Below are 17019 nucleotides of genomic sequence, written 5' to 3' on the forward strand. Positions count from 1 at the left end.
CACGTGTTCGAGTCGTCGGCTGACTGTATGGTGGTACGGAGCCCCGTCGTGTTCGCACGGTGTCACCGCCGTCTCGGTGGCCCGCACGAGCCCGCTCCCTAGCGGCAGCGCGTCCCTCGGACGTGTCCGCACCGGAGGCACGGGTACTCACGTACGCGGATGCCCGGTCGGAGAGCCGATCGGCTCCGACCATGGCTTGGACTTCAAGCCTTGGCACCGCATCAGTGGCCGAGCGAGGGCCGCCGAGACCACGCCCACCTGGCGGAGGTCCCGCGCAGGTCCCTCACGGGAATTTCCCCGACGCCGCCGGCGACGCGCCCCGTCATCGGGCCGCGCGCACCGGCCGGCCGCAGGGACCGGCGCGGTTGTGCGTCCGCGCAGCTGTCATCAGGGCCGCCCAGGCCCGTACGCAGCCGCGCGGCTGCCCGCCCGCCGCTCGCTCTCGGCCCCTCCGAAAACGGAAGAGGCAGCACCCTGTCCACCACCGCTGAACCCATCAAGACGACGTTCCGGGACCTGGGGATCCTCCCGGAGACCGCCGAGGCCCTCGAGTCCGTCGGCATCGTCCATCCCTTCCCCATCCAGGAGATGACCCTCCCGGTCGCGCTGACCGGCCACGACGTCATCGGCCAGGCCAAGACCGGCACCGGCAAGACCCTCGGTTTCGGCCTCCCGCTGATCGAGCGGGCCATCGTGCGCGCCGACGTGGACGCCGGCCGGGCCACCGAGGAGCAGCTCTCCGACTTCCCGCAGGCGCTGATCGTCGTCCCGACGCGTGAGCTCTGCACCCAGGTCACCAACGACCTGCAGACCGCCGGCAAGGTCCGCAACGTCCGCGTGCTCGCGGTCTACGGCGGCCGGGCGTACGAGCCGCAGGTCGAGGCGCTCAACAAGGGCGTCGACATCGTGGTCGGCACCCCGGGCCGACTGCTGGACCTCGCCGGCCAGAAGAAGCTGAACCTGTCCAAGGTCCGCGCGCTGGTCCTCGACGAGGCCGACGAGATGCTCGACCTGGGCTTCCTGCCCGACGTCGAGAAGATCATCACCATGCTGCCGGCCAAGCGGCAGACCCTGCTGTTCTCGGCCACCATGCCGGGCCAGGTCATCAACCTCGCCCGCCGGTACATGAGCCAGCCCACGCACATCCGGGCCGCCGCCCCGGACGACACCGGCGCCACCGTCGCCAACACCGAGCAGCACATCTTCCGTGCCCACTCCCTGGACAAGGTCGAGACGGTCTCGCGCATCCTGCAGGCCGACGGCCGCGGGCTGGCGATGATCTTCTGCCGCACCAAGCGCACCGCCGCCGACGTCGCCGACCAGCTGACCCAGCGCGGCTTCGCGGCCGGCGCCGTCCACGGCGACCTCGGCCAGGGCGCCCGCGAGCAGGCGCTGCGCGCCTTCCGCAACGGCAAGGTCGACGTCCTGGTCTGCACCGACGTGGCCGCCCGCGGCATCGACGTCGAGGGCGTCACCCACGTCATCAACTACCAGTGCCCCGAGGACGAGAAGACCTACCTCCACCGGATCGGCCGCACCGGCCGGGCCGGCGCCTCCGGCACCGCCGTCACCCTGGTGGACTGGGACGACATCCCGCGCTGGCAGCTGATCAACAAGGCGCTGGACCTGCCGTTCAACGAGCCGGAGGAGACCTACTCCACCTCGCCGCACCTGTACGAGCTGCTGAAGATCGCGCCGGGCACCAAGGGTGTCCTGCCGCGCTCGGAGCGCACCCGGGCCGGGCTCGGCGCGGAGGAGATCGAGGACCTCGGCGAGACCGGCGGGCGGGGCGCCCGCTCCGGGCGCGCCGGTGGCCGTGGTGGGCGGAGCGACTCGGGCCGCCCGGCCGTCGAGGCCCCGGCGGAGGAGGAGAAGCCGCGCCGCACCCGTGAGCGCCGTCGCACCCGCCGTGGCTCGGAGCTCGGCGCCGAGGGCGAGGCGGCCGTCACCGCCGCGGTGACCGAGGCGGCCCCGGCCGTCGAGGGTGCCGAGGGCGAGGCCGCTCCGCGCCGCCGTCGCCGCCGTTCGCGCGGTGGCTCCGCCGCGGGCGAGGTCACCCCGGTGGCCGCGGCCGAGGTCGTGGCCGAGGCTGCCGCGGTCGTCGAGGCCGCGGTGGTCGCGGCCGAGCCGGTGGCCGAGGAGAAGCCGCGGCGGACCCGTGCCCGCAAGCCGAAGGCGGAGACGGTCGAGGTCGCCGAGGTCGTGGAGGCCACCGCGGTGACCGAGGCTCCGGCCGAGGCCCCGGCCGAGAAGAAGCCGGCCCGCACCCGGACCCGCAAGCCCAAGGCGGAGACGGTCGAGGTCGCCGAGACCGTCGAGGCGGCCGCGGTGACCGAGGCCCCGGCCGAGGCCCCGGCCGAGAAGAAGCCGGCCCGCACCCGGACCCGCAAGCCCAAGGCCGAGGTCACCGAGACCGTCGAAGCCGCCGAGGCTCCGGCGACCGAGGCTCCGGCCGTGGAGAAGCCGGCCCGCACCCGGACCCGCAAGCCCAAGGCCGTCGCCGAGACCGCCCCGGAGGCTCCGGTCGCCGAGGCCCCGGCGACCGAGGCTCCGGCGACCGAGGTGCCGGCCCCGCGCAAGCGGACCCGCACCCGCAAGGCCGCGGCCGCCCCGGAAGCCACTCCGGAAGGCTGACCCGCCCCACCCCCGAGGGGGCGGCCGGACCATCACGGTCCGGCCGCCCCCTCGGGCGTTCCGGTCCGACGAGCCGGCGCCCCGCCCTCCCGCCGCCCCGGGCGTTCCCGGATGTCCCGGCTCGTGGAAGGGGCGCCGGGACGGCATAGGCTCGGGGCGTCGCCTGCCCCGGGAGGGAAACCGCTCATGAGTACTCCGCCGTTCCTGACCCTGCCCGGCTGTGCCCGAGCGGAGCGCGTGCCGACCGCGCGCGGGGAGTTCGCGGCGCTGCGGGCGGAGCCGGTCGGGCCGGTGCGCGGGTCGGCGCTGCTGGTGCCGGGGTTCACCGGCAGCAAGGAGGACTTCATCGCGCTGCTCGAACCGCTCGCGGCCGCCGGGTACCGGGTGACGGCCGTGGACCAGCGCGGCCAGTACGAGACCGGCGGGCCGGACGACGCGGCGGCGTACGCCGTGGCGGAGCTGGGCGCCGACGTCCGGGCGCTGACCGGGGTGCTGGCCGCGGAGGGCGGGCCGGTGCACCTGCTGGGGCACTCCTTCGGCGGCCAGGTGGTCCGGGAGGCGGTGCTCGCGGCCGCCACCGAGGGCCCGCTGCCGTGGCGTTCGCTGACCCTGATGGCCACCGGGCCGGGGGCGATCGACCCGGCCGAGGCGGCCCGGACCAAGCTGCTGCTGGACGTCCTGCCGGTCATGGGCCTGGAGGAGATCTGGCAGGTCATGCGGCAGATGGACGAGAGCAGCGAGGAGCCGAAGCCCGTCCTGGCGCCGGACGTCGCGGAGTTCCTGCACCGCCGTTGGGTGGCGAACGTGCCGCGCTCGCTGGCCGTCACGGGCGGGCACCTGGTGGCCGCGCCGGACCGGGTGGACGAGCTGGCCGCGGTGGCGGCCGGGGCGCTGCCGGTGCTGGTGCTGTCCGGGGAGCGGGACTACGCCTGGCCGGTGCCGGAGCAGACCGCGATGGCGGAGCGGCTGGGCGCCCGCCGGGTGGTCGTCGCGGGTGCGGCCCACTCCCCCAACGCCGAGCGGCCGGCCGCCACGGCCGACGCGCTGGCCGCGTTCTGGGCCTGAGCGGCCCCTGACCGGCGCCCCGCTTGGAGTGGTCTGAACCACTTTCGGAGGTTCGACCGGGCTCAGCGCAGGACAAAAGTCGTTAGTTACGGTAATCTTTGATTCTGTCCGGGAATCATCGACGACCCCCACCGGGGTGCCTTTCAGTCGAAACCTGGACGTTACGGACGGGCAACGGCCCGGTAGCACCACCACGGCACCGTGGTTCACGAGGCACTGGACGCACCAGGCAAGCAGGGGGAGCCCTTGCCGCAGCAGACCGCCGCACGTACGCCCCGCCCGATCCGGCCGCAGCGCCGGATCCGTAGGACCCCGAAAGGGCTGATACCGACTCAGCCGCAATCGCCCCGCCCGTCGGGGCCCGGAAAGGAGACGCCCATGACCAAGCCCATGCGCTTCGAGATCCTTCGACTGGACGACGCCAACGGCTCCGCGACCGACCGCGTGATAGCCGATGCCGAGACCGTCCGCGAACTCGTCCAGGACGCCGCCCGCACCGGCGAACGCCTGCTCATCCGCCCGTGCCCGACCGTCTGACCCTGCGCGGCGCCTCCGACCGGGAGGCCCCACCCGCCGCCGACGAGCCGGGAGCGTCCGATCCGGACGTGCCGATACCCGACTGACGCCCCGTCACCGCGATCGCCGTTGACGGGGCGTCAGTGCGTCCGGCCCCAGCCCCGGCCCCGGCCCAGCCCCCCGGAACGTTTGCCACCGCCCGCCACGGGACATCCCCCAACGGGAACCGCCCGCGCCCCGCGCCGGCCGGGCGTCACCACCGACAGGTGCCGCCGAGCCGTCCGTACGGGTGATCATCCTTGACGCGGCGGTCCGGAGGGAGGAGCGTTGTCGGCTATGAGGGGCGAGCCTAGCTGCCCGAGGTGCGCCGGTCGGGTCCGCGCCCCCGGTCTTTTTTCGGACACCTGGCAATGCGGCCGGCACGGAGCCGTGCACCCGATGCAGCCGGTGCTGCCCCCGAGTGTGGAAGCCCTCGGAGTCGCCGTCGCCCGCTCGCAGGTCCCCGTCTGGCTGCCCTGGCCGCTCCCGGTCGGCTGGCTGTACACCGGCATCGCCCACGTCGGCGACGACGTCTCCGGCGCCCGGGCCACCGCCGTCGCCTGCTCCGGTCCCGCCCCGCTCGGCGGCTTCGGCGAACTGGTGCTGGTCGCCGAGGAACTGGGGGTCGGCCTCGGCGCCCGCTACGCCGGACTGCCCGGCCCCGACCCGGGCGACTCGGTCGGCCTCTACAAGCCCGCCGACGCCAAGCTGATGGCCGCCGGTCGGCCCACCCCGATGTTCCACGTCCCGGACGCCCCGGCCGACCGCGCGGTGTTCGTCGGCGAGGCCCGCGGGCTCTGGCTCTGGGCGGTCGCGTGGCCCGAGCAGTCCGCCCTGGTGATGTACGACGAACTGGTGCTCACCGACCTGCGCGAGGCCGGCGCCGAACTGGACCTGCTGCCCTGCGGGGCGCTGTCCCCCCAGCTCCTCGGCTGACCGACCCCTGAACGGCCTATCCTGGGCGGCACCCACGAGCCCCCAGGAGTCCGCCCCGTGCGCATCGACCTGCACGCCCACAGCAACGCCTCCGACGGCACCGACAGCCCGGCCGAGCTGGTCGCGGCGGCGGTCGCCGCCGGCCTCGACGTGGTCGCGCTCACCGACCACGACACCGTCGCCGGCCACGCCGAGGCCGCCGGGGCGGTGCACGCGCTGCCGGACGGCGCCCGGCTGACCGTCGTCCCGGGCGCCGAGCTGTCCTGCGTGGTGGACGGCGTCAGCATGCACCTGCTGGCGTACCTGTTCGACCCCGAGGAGCCGGAGTTCGCGCGCGAGCGGGAGCTGGTGCGCACCGACCGCTTCCGGCGCGGGCGGGCGGTCGTCGAACGCTGCCGGGAACTCGGCGCGGACATCAGCTGGGAGCAGGTGCAGCGGATCGCCGGGGCCGGCTCGGTCGGGCGGCCGCACATCGCCAGCGCACTGGTCGAGGCGGGCGTGGTGGCCACCGTCTCGGACGCCTTCACCCCCGAGTGGCTGGCCAACGGCGCCCGGGCGGACGTCCGCAAGCACGAGACCGACCCGGTGCGGGCGGTCCGGCTGGTCCGGGCGGCCGGCGGGGTACCGGTGTTCGCCCACCCCGGCGCGGTCAAGCGCGGCCGGACCGTCCCGGACCAGGTGATCGCCGACCTCGCGGCGGCCGGACTGGCCGCGCTGGAGGTCGACCACACCGACCACGACGAGGAGACCAGGCAGCGGCTGCGCGGCCTGGCCGGCGACCTCGGCCTGCTGGTCACCGGCTCCAGCGACTACCACGGCAGCCGCAAGACCGTCCGGCTCGGCGAGCACACCACCGACCCCGAGGTGTACGAGGCGCTGCTCGCCCAGGCCACCGGGGCGAAGCCGATCGAGCGCTGACCGCGCGGCGGGGCGGGCGGGCGCGGGTGCCCCCGCCTTCGCCGGGGCTCAGTCGAGCGTGACGCCGCGGCGCTGGGGGTCGCGCAGGTCGGTGCCCTGGTTCAGCCAGCGCTCCTGCAGCGCGGCCGCGCCGTGCACCCGCTTCCAGCCGGCCTCGTTGGGCGTCATCGGCAGCAGCGGCAGGAAGCGCACCGGCTCGGCGGGCTCGGCCAGTTCCAGGTCCTCGACCAGGCCGCCCGGCTCGGCGGCCAGCACCGAGGTGAAGGGGGCGCCGTCCCAGAGCGGGGCGCCGAGGTCCAGCGAGCCGCCCGGGGCCACCACCAGGCCCTCGACCTGCGGGGTCGCGGCGAAGGTGGCGAGGCTGCGCAGCACGCCGTCGCGCCCGCCGCGCACCGTCAGCACCAGTTCGACGCGCGGGCCGCGCAGCTGGTCGGCGACCGGCGCGGTCGGGTCGGCCATCGGGGCGGCGGACATCCCGAGCGTCGCGTAGCGGACCAGTGCCTCGTCGTCCGGGCCGAAGCGCAGCACCTCGATCCGGTCGGTGCCGAGGAAGGTGACGGCGGCGCGGCCGCTCGGCTCGCCGAAGGTCGAGATCAGCCGGGCCTCGACGGCGGCCAGCACCGCCTCCCGGGTGAGTTCCGGGGAGCTGCCGCCGTGGGGGTCGCCGAAGGACGGGAAGTCGTGCGCCATGCCGGTGAGCGTAACCCGGGCCGCTTTCCGGTCCGCGCGGGGGCGTACGGGCACCGGGCGGGGAAACTCCGCGGGCAACGGGCGGGGAAACTCCGGGGCGCCGATGTCCGGCCAGCTGTTAGGGTGAGCGACTGGCCACCGGGATCGAACGTCCCGGGGCGGCGGCGCGAAGGAGGTGGTTGCGGTGGATACCGGCCGACCATGCAGTACCGGCAGCTCTGCCCGGCCCCGACTTCCCCGCATCCCTCGCCTCGTAGGCCGTACCGGCTGATCCAGCCGTAGTGGCCCGGGCGCGGATCGGCGGCGGACGGACCGGCCGGGAGAGCACCCCTCATCCCCTTCACCGGTGTTCCTCGCCGTCGCACCACGGCCCTGCTTGCGGCCCTTCCGCGCCGCCGTGCGACGGCTCCTGCCTCAGGGAGCCTGCCATGTCGATGATCAACAGCCTGCGCGCCGCCGTCCGCACCAACCGCCGTCGGGGTGTCACCGGGGCGTACGACGCCGTGCCCGAGGGCAGCGGCTCGGCGGTCGTGGACTGCGCCGTCTATCAGCACGGCCGGCGCAACGGTGAGGCCTGCAGCCCGCGCGAGGCCGCCCGCCGGGTCAAGGCGGCACACCAACTCACGGACACCGCAGGGTCGTTCAGCTGGATCGGGCTGCACGAGCCGACCGGCGACGAGTTCGAGGGCATCGCCCAGCGGTTCGGCCTGCACCCGCTCGCGGTGGAGGACGCGGTGCACGCCCACCAGCGGCCCAAGGTGGAGCGCTACGACGACGTGCTGTTCGCCGTCTTCAAGACCATCCGCTACGTCGAGCACGACCAACTCACGCCCACCAGCGAGGTGGTGGAGACCGGCGAGCTGATGGTCTTCGCCGGGCGGGACTTCGTGATCACCGTGCGGCACGGCGGCCACGGCTCGCTCCAGGAGCTGCGGCACCGGCTGGAGGCGGACGCGGACGAGGCCGGGCTGCTCGCCAAGGGCCCGGCCGCGGTGCTGCACGCGATCGCCGACCACGTGGTGGACAACTACCTGCTGGTCGCCGAGCGGCTGCAGAACGACGTGGACGAGATCGAGTACGGCGTCTTCTCGGCCAAGGGCGCGCGCACCGCGGACGTCGGCCGGGTGTACCAACTCAAGCGCGAGGTACTGGAGTTCAAGCGCGCGGTGGCGCCGCTGCTGCGCCCGATGCAGCAGCTGTCCGAGCCGCTGCAGCGCCTGGTGGACCCGGACATCCAGAAGTACTTCCGGGATGTCGCCGACCACCTGGCCCGGGTCACCGAGCAGGTGCACGGCTTCGACGAGCTGCTGAACTCGCTGCTGCAGGCGAACCTGGCGCAGGTGTCGGTGGCGCAGAACGAGGACATGCGCAAGATCACCGCCTGGGCGGCGATCTTCGCGGTGCCCACCATGATCACTGGCGTGTACGGGATGAACTTCGACTACATGCCCGAACTGCACCACGCGTACGGCTATCCGATGGTGCTCGGCGCGATCACGCTGATCTGCGTCGGGATGTACCGGGGCTTCCGCCGCAACGGCTGGCTGTAGCCCCTCCCAAGGGGATCAGCGCCGCCCGCCGCGGGCCACCAGGACCAGACCGAGCAGGATCAGCACCACCGCCGGGTAGGCGGCCGCCGGGGGCCACTGGCCCAGCCACAGGGCGGCGATCAGGGTCGCGCCCGGGGTCTCCAGCAGGATCGCGGTGGAGGTGACCGACGGGCCGAGGGTGCGCACCACCCGGTTGCTCAGCGAGTGCCCGAGCAACTGCGCGGTGACCATCAGCAGCACGATCTGCCACCAGGCCCCGGCCGACCAGCCGGACAGCCCGGTCCCGGTGACCAGGCAGATCACCAGCAGGCCGACCGCCGTGGTGGCGTAGCAGACCAGGGTGTACGCGGTGGTGCTGACGGTCTTGCGGACCTCGGCGCCGAGCAGCATGTACCCGGCCGCGGCCAGCCCGGCGGCGAGCGCCAGGGCGTCACCGAGCAGGGCCCGCGGGGACATCGAGAGGTCCACGCCGGTCAGCACCAGCACGCCGGCGAAGGCGACGACGGTACCGAGCCAGACCATCCGGGGCGCGCGGACGCCGAACAGCCGCATCAGCAGGATCGTCCACAGCGGGGTGGTGGTGACCAGCGCGGTGGCGGAGGCCACCGAGGTCATCCGCAGGCTGGGCATCCAGAGCGCGAAGTGCACCGCGAGCAGCGCCCCGGCGGCGACCGCCAGCAGCAGCGCCCGTCGCCCGATGCCGCGCAGTTCGGCCCGGTGGCGCAGCAGCGCGTACGGGCCCAGGGCGCCCACCGACATGACGTTGCGCCAGAAGGCGATGGCCAGCGCGGGCGCGGCGGTGGCGGAGATCAGCGGGCCGGAGAAGGAGATGCCGCCGATCGAGACGGCGAGCAGCAGCAGGTCGACGGTGGGGAGCGGGTGCGCGGGCCGCGGGTCGGCGGCGGCTTGGGCGGGGGCGGTCGCGGGCCGGGCGGCGGGCACGGCGCTCCTTCGCTGGTCACAGGGGTGGGGCGCTCATACGGTAAGGCCCTTGGCCCGGTAATGGAACTGTCGCCCGGGAGCTGAGACGTCCCCGGAAGGAGCGCGCGCGTCCGACGCGACCACCGCGCGCGTCCGGCGTGACCACCGCGCACCTCCGGTGTCACCACCGCGCACCTCCGGCCGACCGGGGCAGGCCGGAAGCCCGTACGCTGTGCGCCATGGACCGCAACTCCGCCGCCCCCACCGCCGACGACTTCCTCGACCAGGCCCTGCTGGAGGAGGCCGCGAAGAAGTCCGGGCTGCTCTGGGTGCGCGCGGACGGCGAGACGCAGTCCCGCCCGCTGTGGCACGCCTGGCACGACGGCGCGGTGGTGGTGGTCGGCGACGGCGGCGAGCAGCCGCTGCACGGCCTGACCGCGGGCGCCGGCGCCGTGATCACCGTGCGCAGCAAGGACAAGGGCGGCCGGCTGACCGGCTGGAACGCCGAGGTGGTGGAGCTGGCGCCGAACGGCGAGGCCTGGCTGGGCGCCGTCGAGGAGCTCAAGGGCAAGCGGCTGAACGCGCCCGACACCGACACCATCGCCGAGCGCTGGGCACGCGAGTGCCGGGTGCTGCGGCTGCGGCCGTCCGGCGCATTGACCGAGCGCCCGGGCGCCATGCCGGACGGCTCGCTCGCCGCCCAGCCGATGCCCACCCCGGCCACCACCCGCCGCCCGATCCCGGCCGGTCTGCCCAAACTGCTGTTCAAGCGCCGTTAAAGGTTCACGCCCAGGACTCCTCGGGTCGCTACGGTGCCTCACCGGGCCGGGCGTACGCCGCACGGGTAGCCTTGGCCGAACGTGCGCCGCGGCGCGCACCGTACGGCGTCGAGCAGGTCGAGCGAGTCGAGGGAGTTCATGGCAGGGCCAGGTACCCGGGTCTTCATCTCCCATCTCTCCGCCATCGCGGTCTTCGACCCGAACGGCGACCAGGTCGGACGGGTCCGGGACGTGGTCGTCTCGCTGCGTCTGGGCGGGCGCCCGCCGCTGGTGCTCGGCCTGGTGGTCGAGGTCGTCGCCCGGCGCCGGATCTTCCTGCCGATGACCAGGGTGACCAGCCTGGAGTCCGGCCAGGTGCTCACCACCGGCCTGATCAACCTGCGCCGCTTCGAGCAGCGCCCGTCCGAGACCCTGGTGCTCGCCGAGCTGCTGGACCGCACCGTCACCTGGTCCAAGACCGGTGAGGACGTCACCGTGCTGGACGTCGGCATGGTGCAGACCAGGCTGCGCGAGTGGGAGGTCAGCAAGGTCTTCGTCCAGGTCGGCCGGACCTCCCGGCTGCGCAAGGGCAAGGGCGAGCGGCTCACCCTGGACTGGCAGGACGTCACCGGCTTCGCGCTGCCCGAGCAGGACCAGGGCGCGGCCAACCTGCTCGCCACCTTCGAACAGCTGCGCCCGGCCGACCTCGCCAGCGTGATGCACCACCTGTCCGCCAAGCGCCGCGCCGAGGTGGCCGCCGCACTGCCCGACGAGCGGCTCGCGGACGTCCTGGAGGAGCTGCCCGAGGACGACCAGGTCGAGATCATCGGCAAGCTCCAGGGGGAGCGGGCGGCCGACGTCCTGGAGGCGATGGACCCGGACGACGCCGCCGACCTGCTCTCCGAACTGCCCGGCGACGAGGCCGAGCGGCTGCTCGGGCTGATGGAGCCGGAGGAGGCCGAGCCGGTCCGGCGCCTGCTGTCGTACGAGGAGGACACCGCCGGCGGTCTGATGACCACCGAGCCGATCGTCCTGGAGCCGGACGCGACGGTCGCCGAGGCGCTGGCCCGGATCCGGATCCGCGACCACAAGCCCGCACTGGCCGCCCAGGTGTACGTCTGCCGGCCGCCGAACGAGACCCCGACCGGCAAGTACCTGGGCGCGGTGCACTTCCAGCGGCTGCTGCGCGAGCCCCCGTACGTCCTGGTCGGCTCGCTGGTGGACGACGACCTGGACGCGCTGCCGCCGGACACCCCGCTGCCGCTGGTCACCAGCTACCTGGCGACGTACAACCTGGTGGCCGCGCCGGTCGTGGACGAGGCGGACCACCTGCTCGGCGCGGTGACCGTCGACGACGTGCTCGACCACCTGCTGCCCGAGGACTGGCGTGACGCCGCGCTGCACGCCCGGGACGACGAGGACACCCGGCACGACGAGAGGGAGGAGATGACCGATGGACGGTGACCGCACCGGACGACCCGGCGACTCCGCGCGCCGACGCCTGCAGGGCGAACTGCGGGAACTGCGCCAGCTGCGCGAACTGCGCACCCGCGAGGGCAGCAGCCGGGATCGCCTGGAGACCTCCCCCATCACCGGCTCCAACCGCGCCCGCCTCGACCAGCCGCGCACGGCCCGGCCGGGCCTGCTGACCCTGCCGTCCTACGACCCCGAGGCCTTCGGCGTGCTGTCGGAGCGGATCGCCCGCTTCCTCGGCACCGGGCGGTTCATCGTCTGGATGACGGTGTTCGTCGTGGTGTGGATAGGGTGGAACACCCTGCTGCCGGCCGGTGTGCGCTTCGACGAGTACCCCTTCATCTTCCTCACCCTGGCGCTGTCGCTGCAGGCCTCGTACGCGGCGCCGCTGATCCTGCTGGCGCAGAACCGGCAGGACAACCGGGACCGCGTCAACATGGAGCAGGACCGGGCTCGCAGCGACCGCAACATCGCCGACACCGAGTACCTGGCCCGCGAGGTCGCCGCCCTGCGGCACGGGCTCGGCGAGGTGGCCACCCGGGACTTCATCCGCTCCGAGCTCCAGTCGCTGCTCAAGGACATCGACGAACGACGGGGCGCGGCCGAGCCGTTGTGACCCTCGGCACGCTACCGGCCGGTTAAGCGGTTCGCCGGGCGCCGTACCATCAAGGCATGGCCAACGAGACAGAGGTCGCGGCCGGCGTCACGGAGGAGTCCGTACGCCAGGCGCTGGCGACCGTCAACGACCCGGAGATCAACCGCCCGATCACCGAAATCGGCATGGTGAAATCGGTCGGGATCGCCGAGGACGGCGTGGTGAGCGTCGCGGTCTACCTGACCGTCTCCGGCTGTCCGATGCGCGACACCATCACCACCCGGGTCCGCGAGGCGGTCGGCAGGGTGCCCGGCGTGACCGGCGTCGAGGTCGAGCTGGACGTGATGAGCGACGAGCAGCGCAAGGAGCTCTCCCAGCTGCTGCGCGGCGGCGCCCCCGAGCGGGAGATCCCGTTCGCCAAGCCCGGCACGCTGACCCGCGTCTACGCCGTCGCCTCCGGCAAGGGCGGGGTCGGCAAGTCCTCGGTGACGGTCAACCTGGCCGCCGCGATGGCTGCGGACGGGCTGAAGGTCGCCGTGGTGGACGCCGACATCTACGGCCACAGCGTGCCGCGCATGCTGGGCGTCGAGGGCCGCCCGACCCAGGTCCAGGACATGATCATGCCGCCGCAGGCGAACGGCGTGAAGGTCATCTCGATCGGCATGTTCACCCCGGGCAACGCCCCGGTGGTCTGGCGCGGCCCGATGCTGCACCGGGCGCTCCAGCAGTTCCTCGCCGACGTGTACTGGGGCGACCTGGACGTGCTGCTGCTGGACCTGCCGCCCGGCACCGGCGACATCGCGATCTCGGTGGCCCAGCTGGTCCCCAACGCGGAGATCCTGATCGTCACCACCCCGCAGATGGCCGCCGCCGAGGTGGCCGAGCGGGCCGGCACCATCGCGGTGCAGACCCACCAGAAGATCGTCGGCGTGATCGAGAACATGTCCGGCATGCCGTGCCCGCACTGCGACGAGATGATCGACGTCTTCGGCACCGGCGGCGGCCAGACCGTCGCGGACGCGCTCACCCGCACCGTCGGCGCGACCGTCCCGGTGCTCGGCTCGATCCCGATCGACGTCCGGCTGCGCGAGGGCGGTGACGACGGCCGCCCGGTCGTGCTCGCCGCCCCCGACTCCCCGGCCGGCGCCGCCCTGCGCGCCGTGGCCGGCAAGCTCGGCGGCCGCCAGCGCGGCCTGTCCGGCATGTCGCTGGGCCTGACGCCCAAGAACAAGTTCTGAGGCTGTGACACCCGCCCCGAGCGGGCGAACAGGCGAGCGGGCGAGCCCCCGCCCCGAGCCGAAGGGGCGCGCCGGTGCCGAAAGGGAGAAGCGACCAGCGAGGTACGAGCGCCGGAGCGCCGACCGTCGGCACCGGACCCGAGCGCCCCGGAGGCGAGCGGGCGAGTAACACGGGCGAGTAACAGCTGAGGGCCCGGGTGGACGTCCACCCGGGCCCTCGGCGTCTCCACGGGCCCTACGGGCGGGCGTAGCCGCCCAGGTCGGGGACGGTGGCGAAGCCGATGCCGTACGCGCTGACGCCCCGGCCGAAGGCGCCGAGCAGCACGCCGGGGGCCTCGCCCGCCAGCACCCAGCCGTACTCCGACTCGCGGTACCGGAACGGCTGCGGCAGGCCGTTGACCGGCAGGCTCAGGGTGGACCAGCCGGGGCCGGCCAGGTCGTCGGCGAGGTCCCAGGCCAGGTTGCTCTGCTGGTCCAGCCAGTCCTGGCGCAGCATGCGGTCCAGCTGGCCGGGCCAGGTCGCGGCGAGCAGGCCGGAGCCGGCCAGCCAGGCGGCGGAGGAGGCGGAGGTCGCCTCCAGCGTGCCGGTGTTGTCGGCGCTGCGGCGGCTGTCCCGGCGGGCCACGGTGACCACGACGGCGAACTTCCGCACGTCGCGCGGCTCGAACTGCTTGGCGGGCTCGTCGCCGTGGCCGAGGGTGCCGTAGTCGACGCTGCCCGCCGCCCCGCCGCGGGGGCCGCCGGCGCCGGCCTGCATCAGGAAGCGGCGGCCGGTCCAGCCGTCGTCCAGGCCGTACCAGGGGAAGTCGGCGGACAGGTAGGGCACCAGCGGGTCCGCCGGGCCTGCCTGCCCGCCGACCACCGGGCCGCCGGCCGTGACCGTCGCCCCTCCCGCCTGACTCGTCGCGTCCATCCCCGGGCCTCCTCAAACGCACGTGTGCCTGCCGTGGCGCGCTCCCATGGTGGCGTACCTCGGCGTTCCCGGGGGCCGTTCCTGGTCCGCGCGGACGCGGATGTGACGGACGGCTCAGCGGGAACAATCAGCACAATAGCGGCGCGCACGCCGCCGCCCCGCTCAGTCCGGCGGCCGGGCGGGGCGGTGGCGTCGGTGCTGCTAGGTGGCGTCGGGGTCGAACGGGGGCCGCTCGCCGGGCTGCAGCGGGGCGCCGGTGGAGGCGGGCGCCGCGGCGGCCTTCTCGAAACTCACGCTGCCCGCCCGGCCGTTCACCGGCGCGGCCGGCTTGTCGTCCAGGACGGAGCGGATGTCGAGCGACTCCTTCATGTCCTTCAGCCCCAGCGGGTCCTGCTGGTCGCCCATGAGCTGCTTGCGGACGAAGGTCTTGGGGTTGAGGTCATCGAACTCGAAGTCCTTGAACTCGGGCCCGAGCTCGCTGCGGATGTCCTCCTTCGCGGTGTCGGCGAAGGAACGGATCTTCCGGATGAAGCCCATGGTGTCCTGGATCAGCTTCGGCAGCTTGTCGGGGCCGAAGATGATGATCGCCATCACGATCAGGGTCAGGATCTCCAGCCCACCTACGTCGCTGAACACCTTTGCTCCCTAGCTCGTCGGACGACGGTTCCTACAGGGTAATGGCCACCGGCGGGTCCCTGGTCCACGGCGTGATGAACCCGTGGTAAAGACCAGCCGGTGGCCGGGGCAGGCGAAGGGTGCGCTAACGGATCTGCTGGCGCAGGGCGGCGATGCTGCCGGGGTAGCGCTCCGGGGACGAGGACGGCTCGGCCCCGCGGGTGGCGGCCACCGGGCGGCCCGGGAAGTCCACCGGGACCTGCGCGTTCATCGGGACCAGGCCGGTGCGGCCGCTGGTGCCGCTGCCGCCGACCGGGCTGACGGTGGTGCCGTGCTGCTCTTCGCCCTGGGTGAGGCCCCCGACGCCGCCGAGGGTGACCGCGGCGACCGAGAAGGCGCCGGCGGCGGCGAACACCAGTCGGCGGCCACGGGCCGCGGAGGGGCGTACGGCGGCCGCGGCGGGCTGGGGACGGGCGGCGGTGCGGTCGGGCCGGGCGGCGGCCTCCGGTCGGTCGGTGCGCCGCCCCATCAGCGGTCGCAGCACCGAGCCGCGGCCGAAGGCCCGCGGGTCGACCCCGGGGATGGGGGCGCCGGCGCCGAGCGCGCCCGCACCGAAGGAGGCGCCGGCGCCGCGGCCGAAGGAGCCGCCGTTGAGCCGGCTGCCGCCGAGCGTCCCGGTGGCGCCCATTCCGCCACCGGGCAGGTCGTCGTCGTCGCGGCCTCGGCCGCGCGGCCGGCCGGCGTCCGCCGGGGCGTCCTCCGGGAGGCTGCCGACGGCCATCAGCCGGGCCATCAGCGCGGAGGAGGGGCCGGGGTTGTCGGTGCGGGTCAGCAGGTGCTTGACGGACCGACCCTCGTCGGCCTCGGCCTTGCACTGCGGGCAGGTCGCCAGGTGGGCCAGGACCCGCTCGCGGGAGTCGTGGCCGAGTTCGCCGTCCAGGAAGGCGGACAGCCGGTCGCCGAGGTGGTGTTCCTCGGCCGCGGGTTCGGTGGGCCGTACGGGCACCGCGCGCAGTGCCGTGTCGGCGGGCAGCGGGAGGGCGGGCAGCAGGGGCTCGCCGGGTTCGCCGATCACCGGGTCCGCGGCTCCGCGACGGCCCGGCAGTGCCCAGCTCCGCCAGGCCGAGGATCGTTCGGATGCGTCCGAACGGTCCGGGCCGGACCAGCTGGTTCCGCTCACGATCGCCTCCGTCCGCGCCCGCCGGGCGCAGTCGCGACCTCGGCGGCGACACCGACCGGCACCGGCTCCTCCGAGCCGCCGCGGCGCTCGCGGCCCGGGGCCGAGCCGGGGGCGCGGTGCTTGAGCGCGGCGCGCAGGTGGGAGCGACCGCGGTGGATGCGGCTGCGGACGGTACCGAGCTTGACGCCCAGCGTGGCGGCGATCTCCTCGTAGGAGAGGCCCTCGATGTCGCAGAGCACCACGGCGGCGCGGAACTCCGGGGCGAGGGTGTCCAGGGCCTGCTGCACGTCGGCGTCGAAGTGGGTGTCGCTGAAGTGCTGGGCCGGGCTGGGCTCGCGGGAGGCGAGCCGCTCGGCCGCGTCCTCGCCGAGCGCGTCGAAGCGGATGCGCTGGCGGCGGCGGACCATGTCCAGGAACAGGTTGGTGGTGATCCGGTGCAGCCAGCCCTCGAACGTGCCGGGGGTGTAGGTCGACAGCGAACGGAACACCCGGACGAAGACCTCCTGGGTGAGGTCCTCGGCGTCGTGCTGGTTGCCCGTCAGGCGGTAGGCCAGGCGGTAGACGCGGGCGCTGTGGGCCTCGACGATCTCCTCCCACGTGGGAGGAGTCCAGGTCTGCGCGTCGGGACCTTCGGCGAAGGTCGCGAGAACAGGGGCCTCGGTGGTACCGGCGGCCGGCGTCTCGGCGGCGGGCTGGTCCAGGTCGGTGTGCGCAGGCTGGTTCATCACGGGCTTCGGCGTACGGGCCGACGCGGTGCCGCGGGAGTGCCGCCGCACAGGGACGTCGCCCTCGGCCACACCTCCTCGGTCGGCTCTTCTGCCCAGCAGGGCCACCACCATATCCACCTCACCCGTCAAGCCCGGATAAAAGTGCCCGCGCGGTCTTGCGCACCCGGTCGTCAGTCACAACGGCCCGCCGCCGTACGCGGTTCCCGCCCGGCCAGTAATCTGTGGCAGGAAATATCGACATCCTCCGGCA

General features: G+C 74.1%; 16 protein-coding genes. 10 read left to right on the plus strand and 6 right to left on the minus strand.

Features of this window, described 5'->3' with window-relative positions:
- The first annotated feature begins 588 nt into the window (after nt 1-588).
- From ACZ3YL_RS19560 to ACZ3YL_RS19580, 5 genes are all read left to right on the plus strand, one after another.
- The gene (locus ACZ3YL_RS19560) at nt 589-2634 is read left to right on the plus strand and encodes a DEAD/DEAH box helicase (protein WP_465658714.1); all 2046 of its coding nucleotides are present in this window, start codon (nt 589-591) and stop codon (nt 2632-2634) included.
- A gap of 186 nt (nt 2635-2820) precedes the next feature.
- Entirely contained in the window at nt 2821-3699 is an 879-nt protein-coding gene (locus ACZ3YL_RS19565; RefSeq protein ID WP_465658716.1) for an alpha/beta fold hydrolase, read from the plus strand.
- 378 nt (nt 3700-4077) lie between these two features.
- Nucleotides 4078-4236: a hypothetical protein gene (locus ACZ3YL_RS19570; protein WP_188305309.1), complete on the plus strand. Its 159-nt coding sequence runs from the start codon at nt 4078-4080 to the stop codon at nt 4234-4236.
- A gap of 315 nt (nt 4237-4551) precedes the next feature.
- Nucleotides 4552-5190, plus strand: a complete 639-nt coding sequence (locus tag ACZ3YL_RS19575; protein ID WP_188305298.1) for a DUF6758 family protein — start codon at nt 4552-4554, stop codon at nt 5188-5190.
- Nucleotides 5191-5247: 57 nt separating this feature from the next.
- Nucleotides 5248-6108: a PHP domain-containing protein gene (locus tag ACZ3YL_RS19580; RefSeq protein ID WP_465658718.1), complete on the plus strand. Its 861-nt coding sequence runs from the start codon at nt 5248-5250 to the stop codon at nt 6106-6108.
- A 48-nt stretch (nt 6109-6156) separates the two neighbouring features.
- Here the strand turns inward: ACZ3YL_RS19580 and ACZ3YL_RS19585 are convergent, their stop codons facing one another.
- Complete coding sequence (locus ACZ3YL_RS19585; RefSeq protein ID WP_188305300.1) at nt 6157-6798, minus strand: suppressor of fused domain protein; 642 nt, start codon at nt 6796-6798, stop codon at nt 6157-6159.
- 428 nt (nt 6799-7226) lie between these two features.
- On the opposite strand from ACZ3YL_RS19585, the gene corA reads away from it, so the two are divergent.
- The gene (gene corA, locus ACZ3YL_RS19590) at nt 7227-8348 is read left to right on the plus strand and encodes a magnesium/cobalt transporter CorA (protein ID WP_188305301.1); all 1122 of its coding nucleotides are present in this window, start codon (nt 7227-7229) and stop codon (nt 8346-8348) included.
- A 15-nt stretch (nt 8349-8363) separates the two neighbouring features.
- Here corA and ACZ3YL_RS19595 read toward each other — a convergent pair whose 3' ends face one another.
- Nucleotides 8364-9290 (minus strand): DMT family transporter, encoded by a 927-nt coding sequence (locus tag ACZ3YL_RS19595; RefSeq protein WP_188305302.1) that lies wholly within the window; start codon nt 9288-9290, stop codon nt 8364-8366.
- Between the two features lie 218 nt (nt 9291-9508).
- Between ACZ3YL_RS19595 and ACZ3YL_RS19600 the strand changes: the two genes are divergently transcribed.
- From ACZ3YL_RS19600 to ACZ3YL_RS19615, 4 genes are all read left to right on the plus strand, one after another.
- On the plus strand, nt 9509-10048 hold the full coding sequence (locus ACZ3YL_RS19600; RefSeq protein WP_188305303.1) for a hypothetical protein: 540 nt from the start codon (nt 9509-9511) through the stop codon (nt 10046-10048).
- A gap of 138 nt (nt 10049-10186) precedes the next feature.
- Nucleotides 10187-11491: a magnesium transporter MgtE N-terminal domain-containing protein gene (locus ACZ3YL_RS19605; protein WP_188305304.1), complete on the plus strand. Its 1305-nt coding sequence runs from the start codon at nt 10187-10189 to the stop codon at nt 11489-11491.
- Entirely contained in the window at nt 11481-12116 is a 636-nt protein-coding gene (locus ACZ3YL_RS19610; protein WP_188305305.1) for a DUF1003 domain-containing protein, read from the plus strand. The genes ACZ3YL_RS19605 and ACZ3YL_RS19610 overlap by 11 nt, the downstream gene beginning before the upstream one ends.
- A 56-nt stretch (nt 12117-12172) precedes the next feature.
- Nucleotides 12173-13333 carry an Mrp/NBP35 family ATP-binding protein gene (locus tag ACZ3YL_RS19615; RefSeq protein WP_465658721.1) on the plus strand — a complete coding sequence of 387 codons (1161 nt, stop codon included), beginning with the start codon at nt 12173-12175 and terminating at the stop codon, nt 13331-13333.
- A 235-nt stretch (nt 13334-13568) separates the two neighbouring features.
- Here ACZ3YL_RS19615 and ACZ3YL_RS19620 read toward each other — a convergent pair whose 3' ends face one another.
- The 4 genes from ACZ3YL_RS19620 to sigE form a co-directional block, all read right to left on the minus strand.
- On the minus strand, nt 13569-14246 hold the full coding sequence (locus ACZ3YL_RS19620) for a hypothetical protein (RefSeq protein ID WP_188305307.1): 678 nt from the start codon (nt 14244-14246) through the stop codon (nt 13569-13571).
- 201 nt (nt 14247-14447) lie between these two features.
- A complete protein-coding gene (locus tag ACZ3YL_RS19625) occupies nt 14448-14882 on the minus strand; it encodes a sec-independent translocase (protein WP_188305308.1) in 435 nt (144 codons plus the stop codon).
- 124 nt (nt 14883-15006) lie between these two features.
- Nucleotides 15007-16041, minus strand: coding sequence for an anti-sigma factor family protein (locus tag ACZ3YL_RS19630; protein WP_465658723.1), 1035 nt, complete (start codon nt 16039-16041; stop codon nt 15007-15009).
- On the minus strand, nt 16038-16766 hold the full coding sequence (gene sigE / locus ACZ3YL_RS19635) for an RNA polymerase sigma factor SigE (protein WP_188303550.1): 729 nt from the start codon (nt 16764-16766) through the stop codon (nt 16038-16040). The genes ACZ3YL_RS19630 and sigE overlap by 4 nt, the downstream gene beginning before the upstream one ends.
- Between the last annotated feature and the right edge of the window lie 253 nt (nt 16767-17019).

The sequence above is a fragment of the Kitasatospora sp. NPDC023176 genome (genome assembly GCF_055560495.1).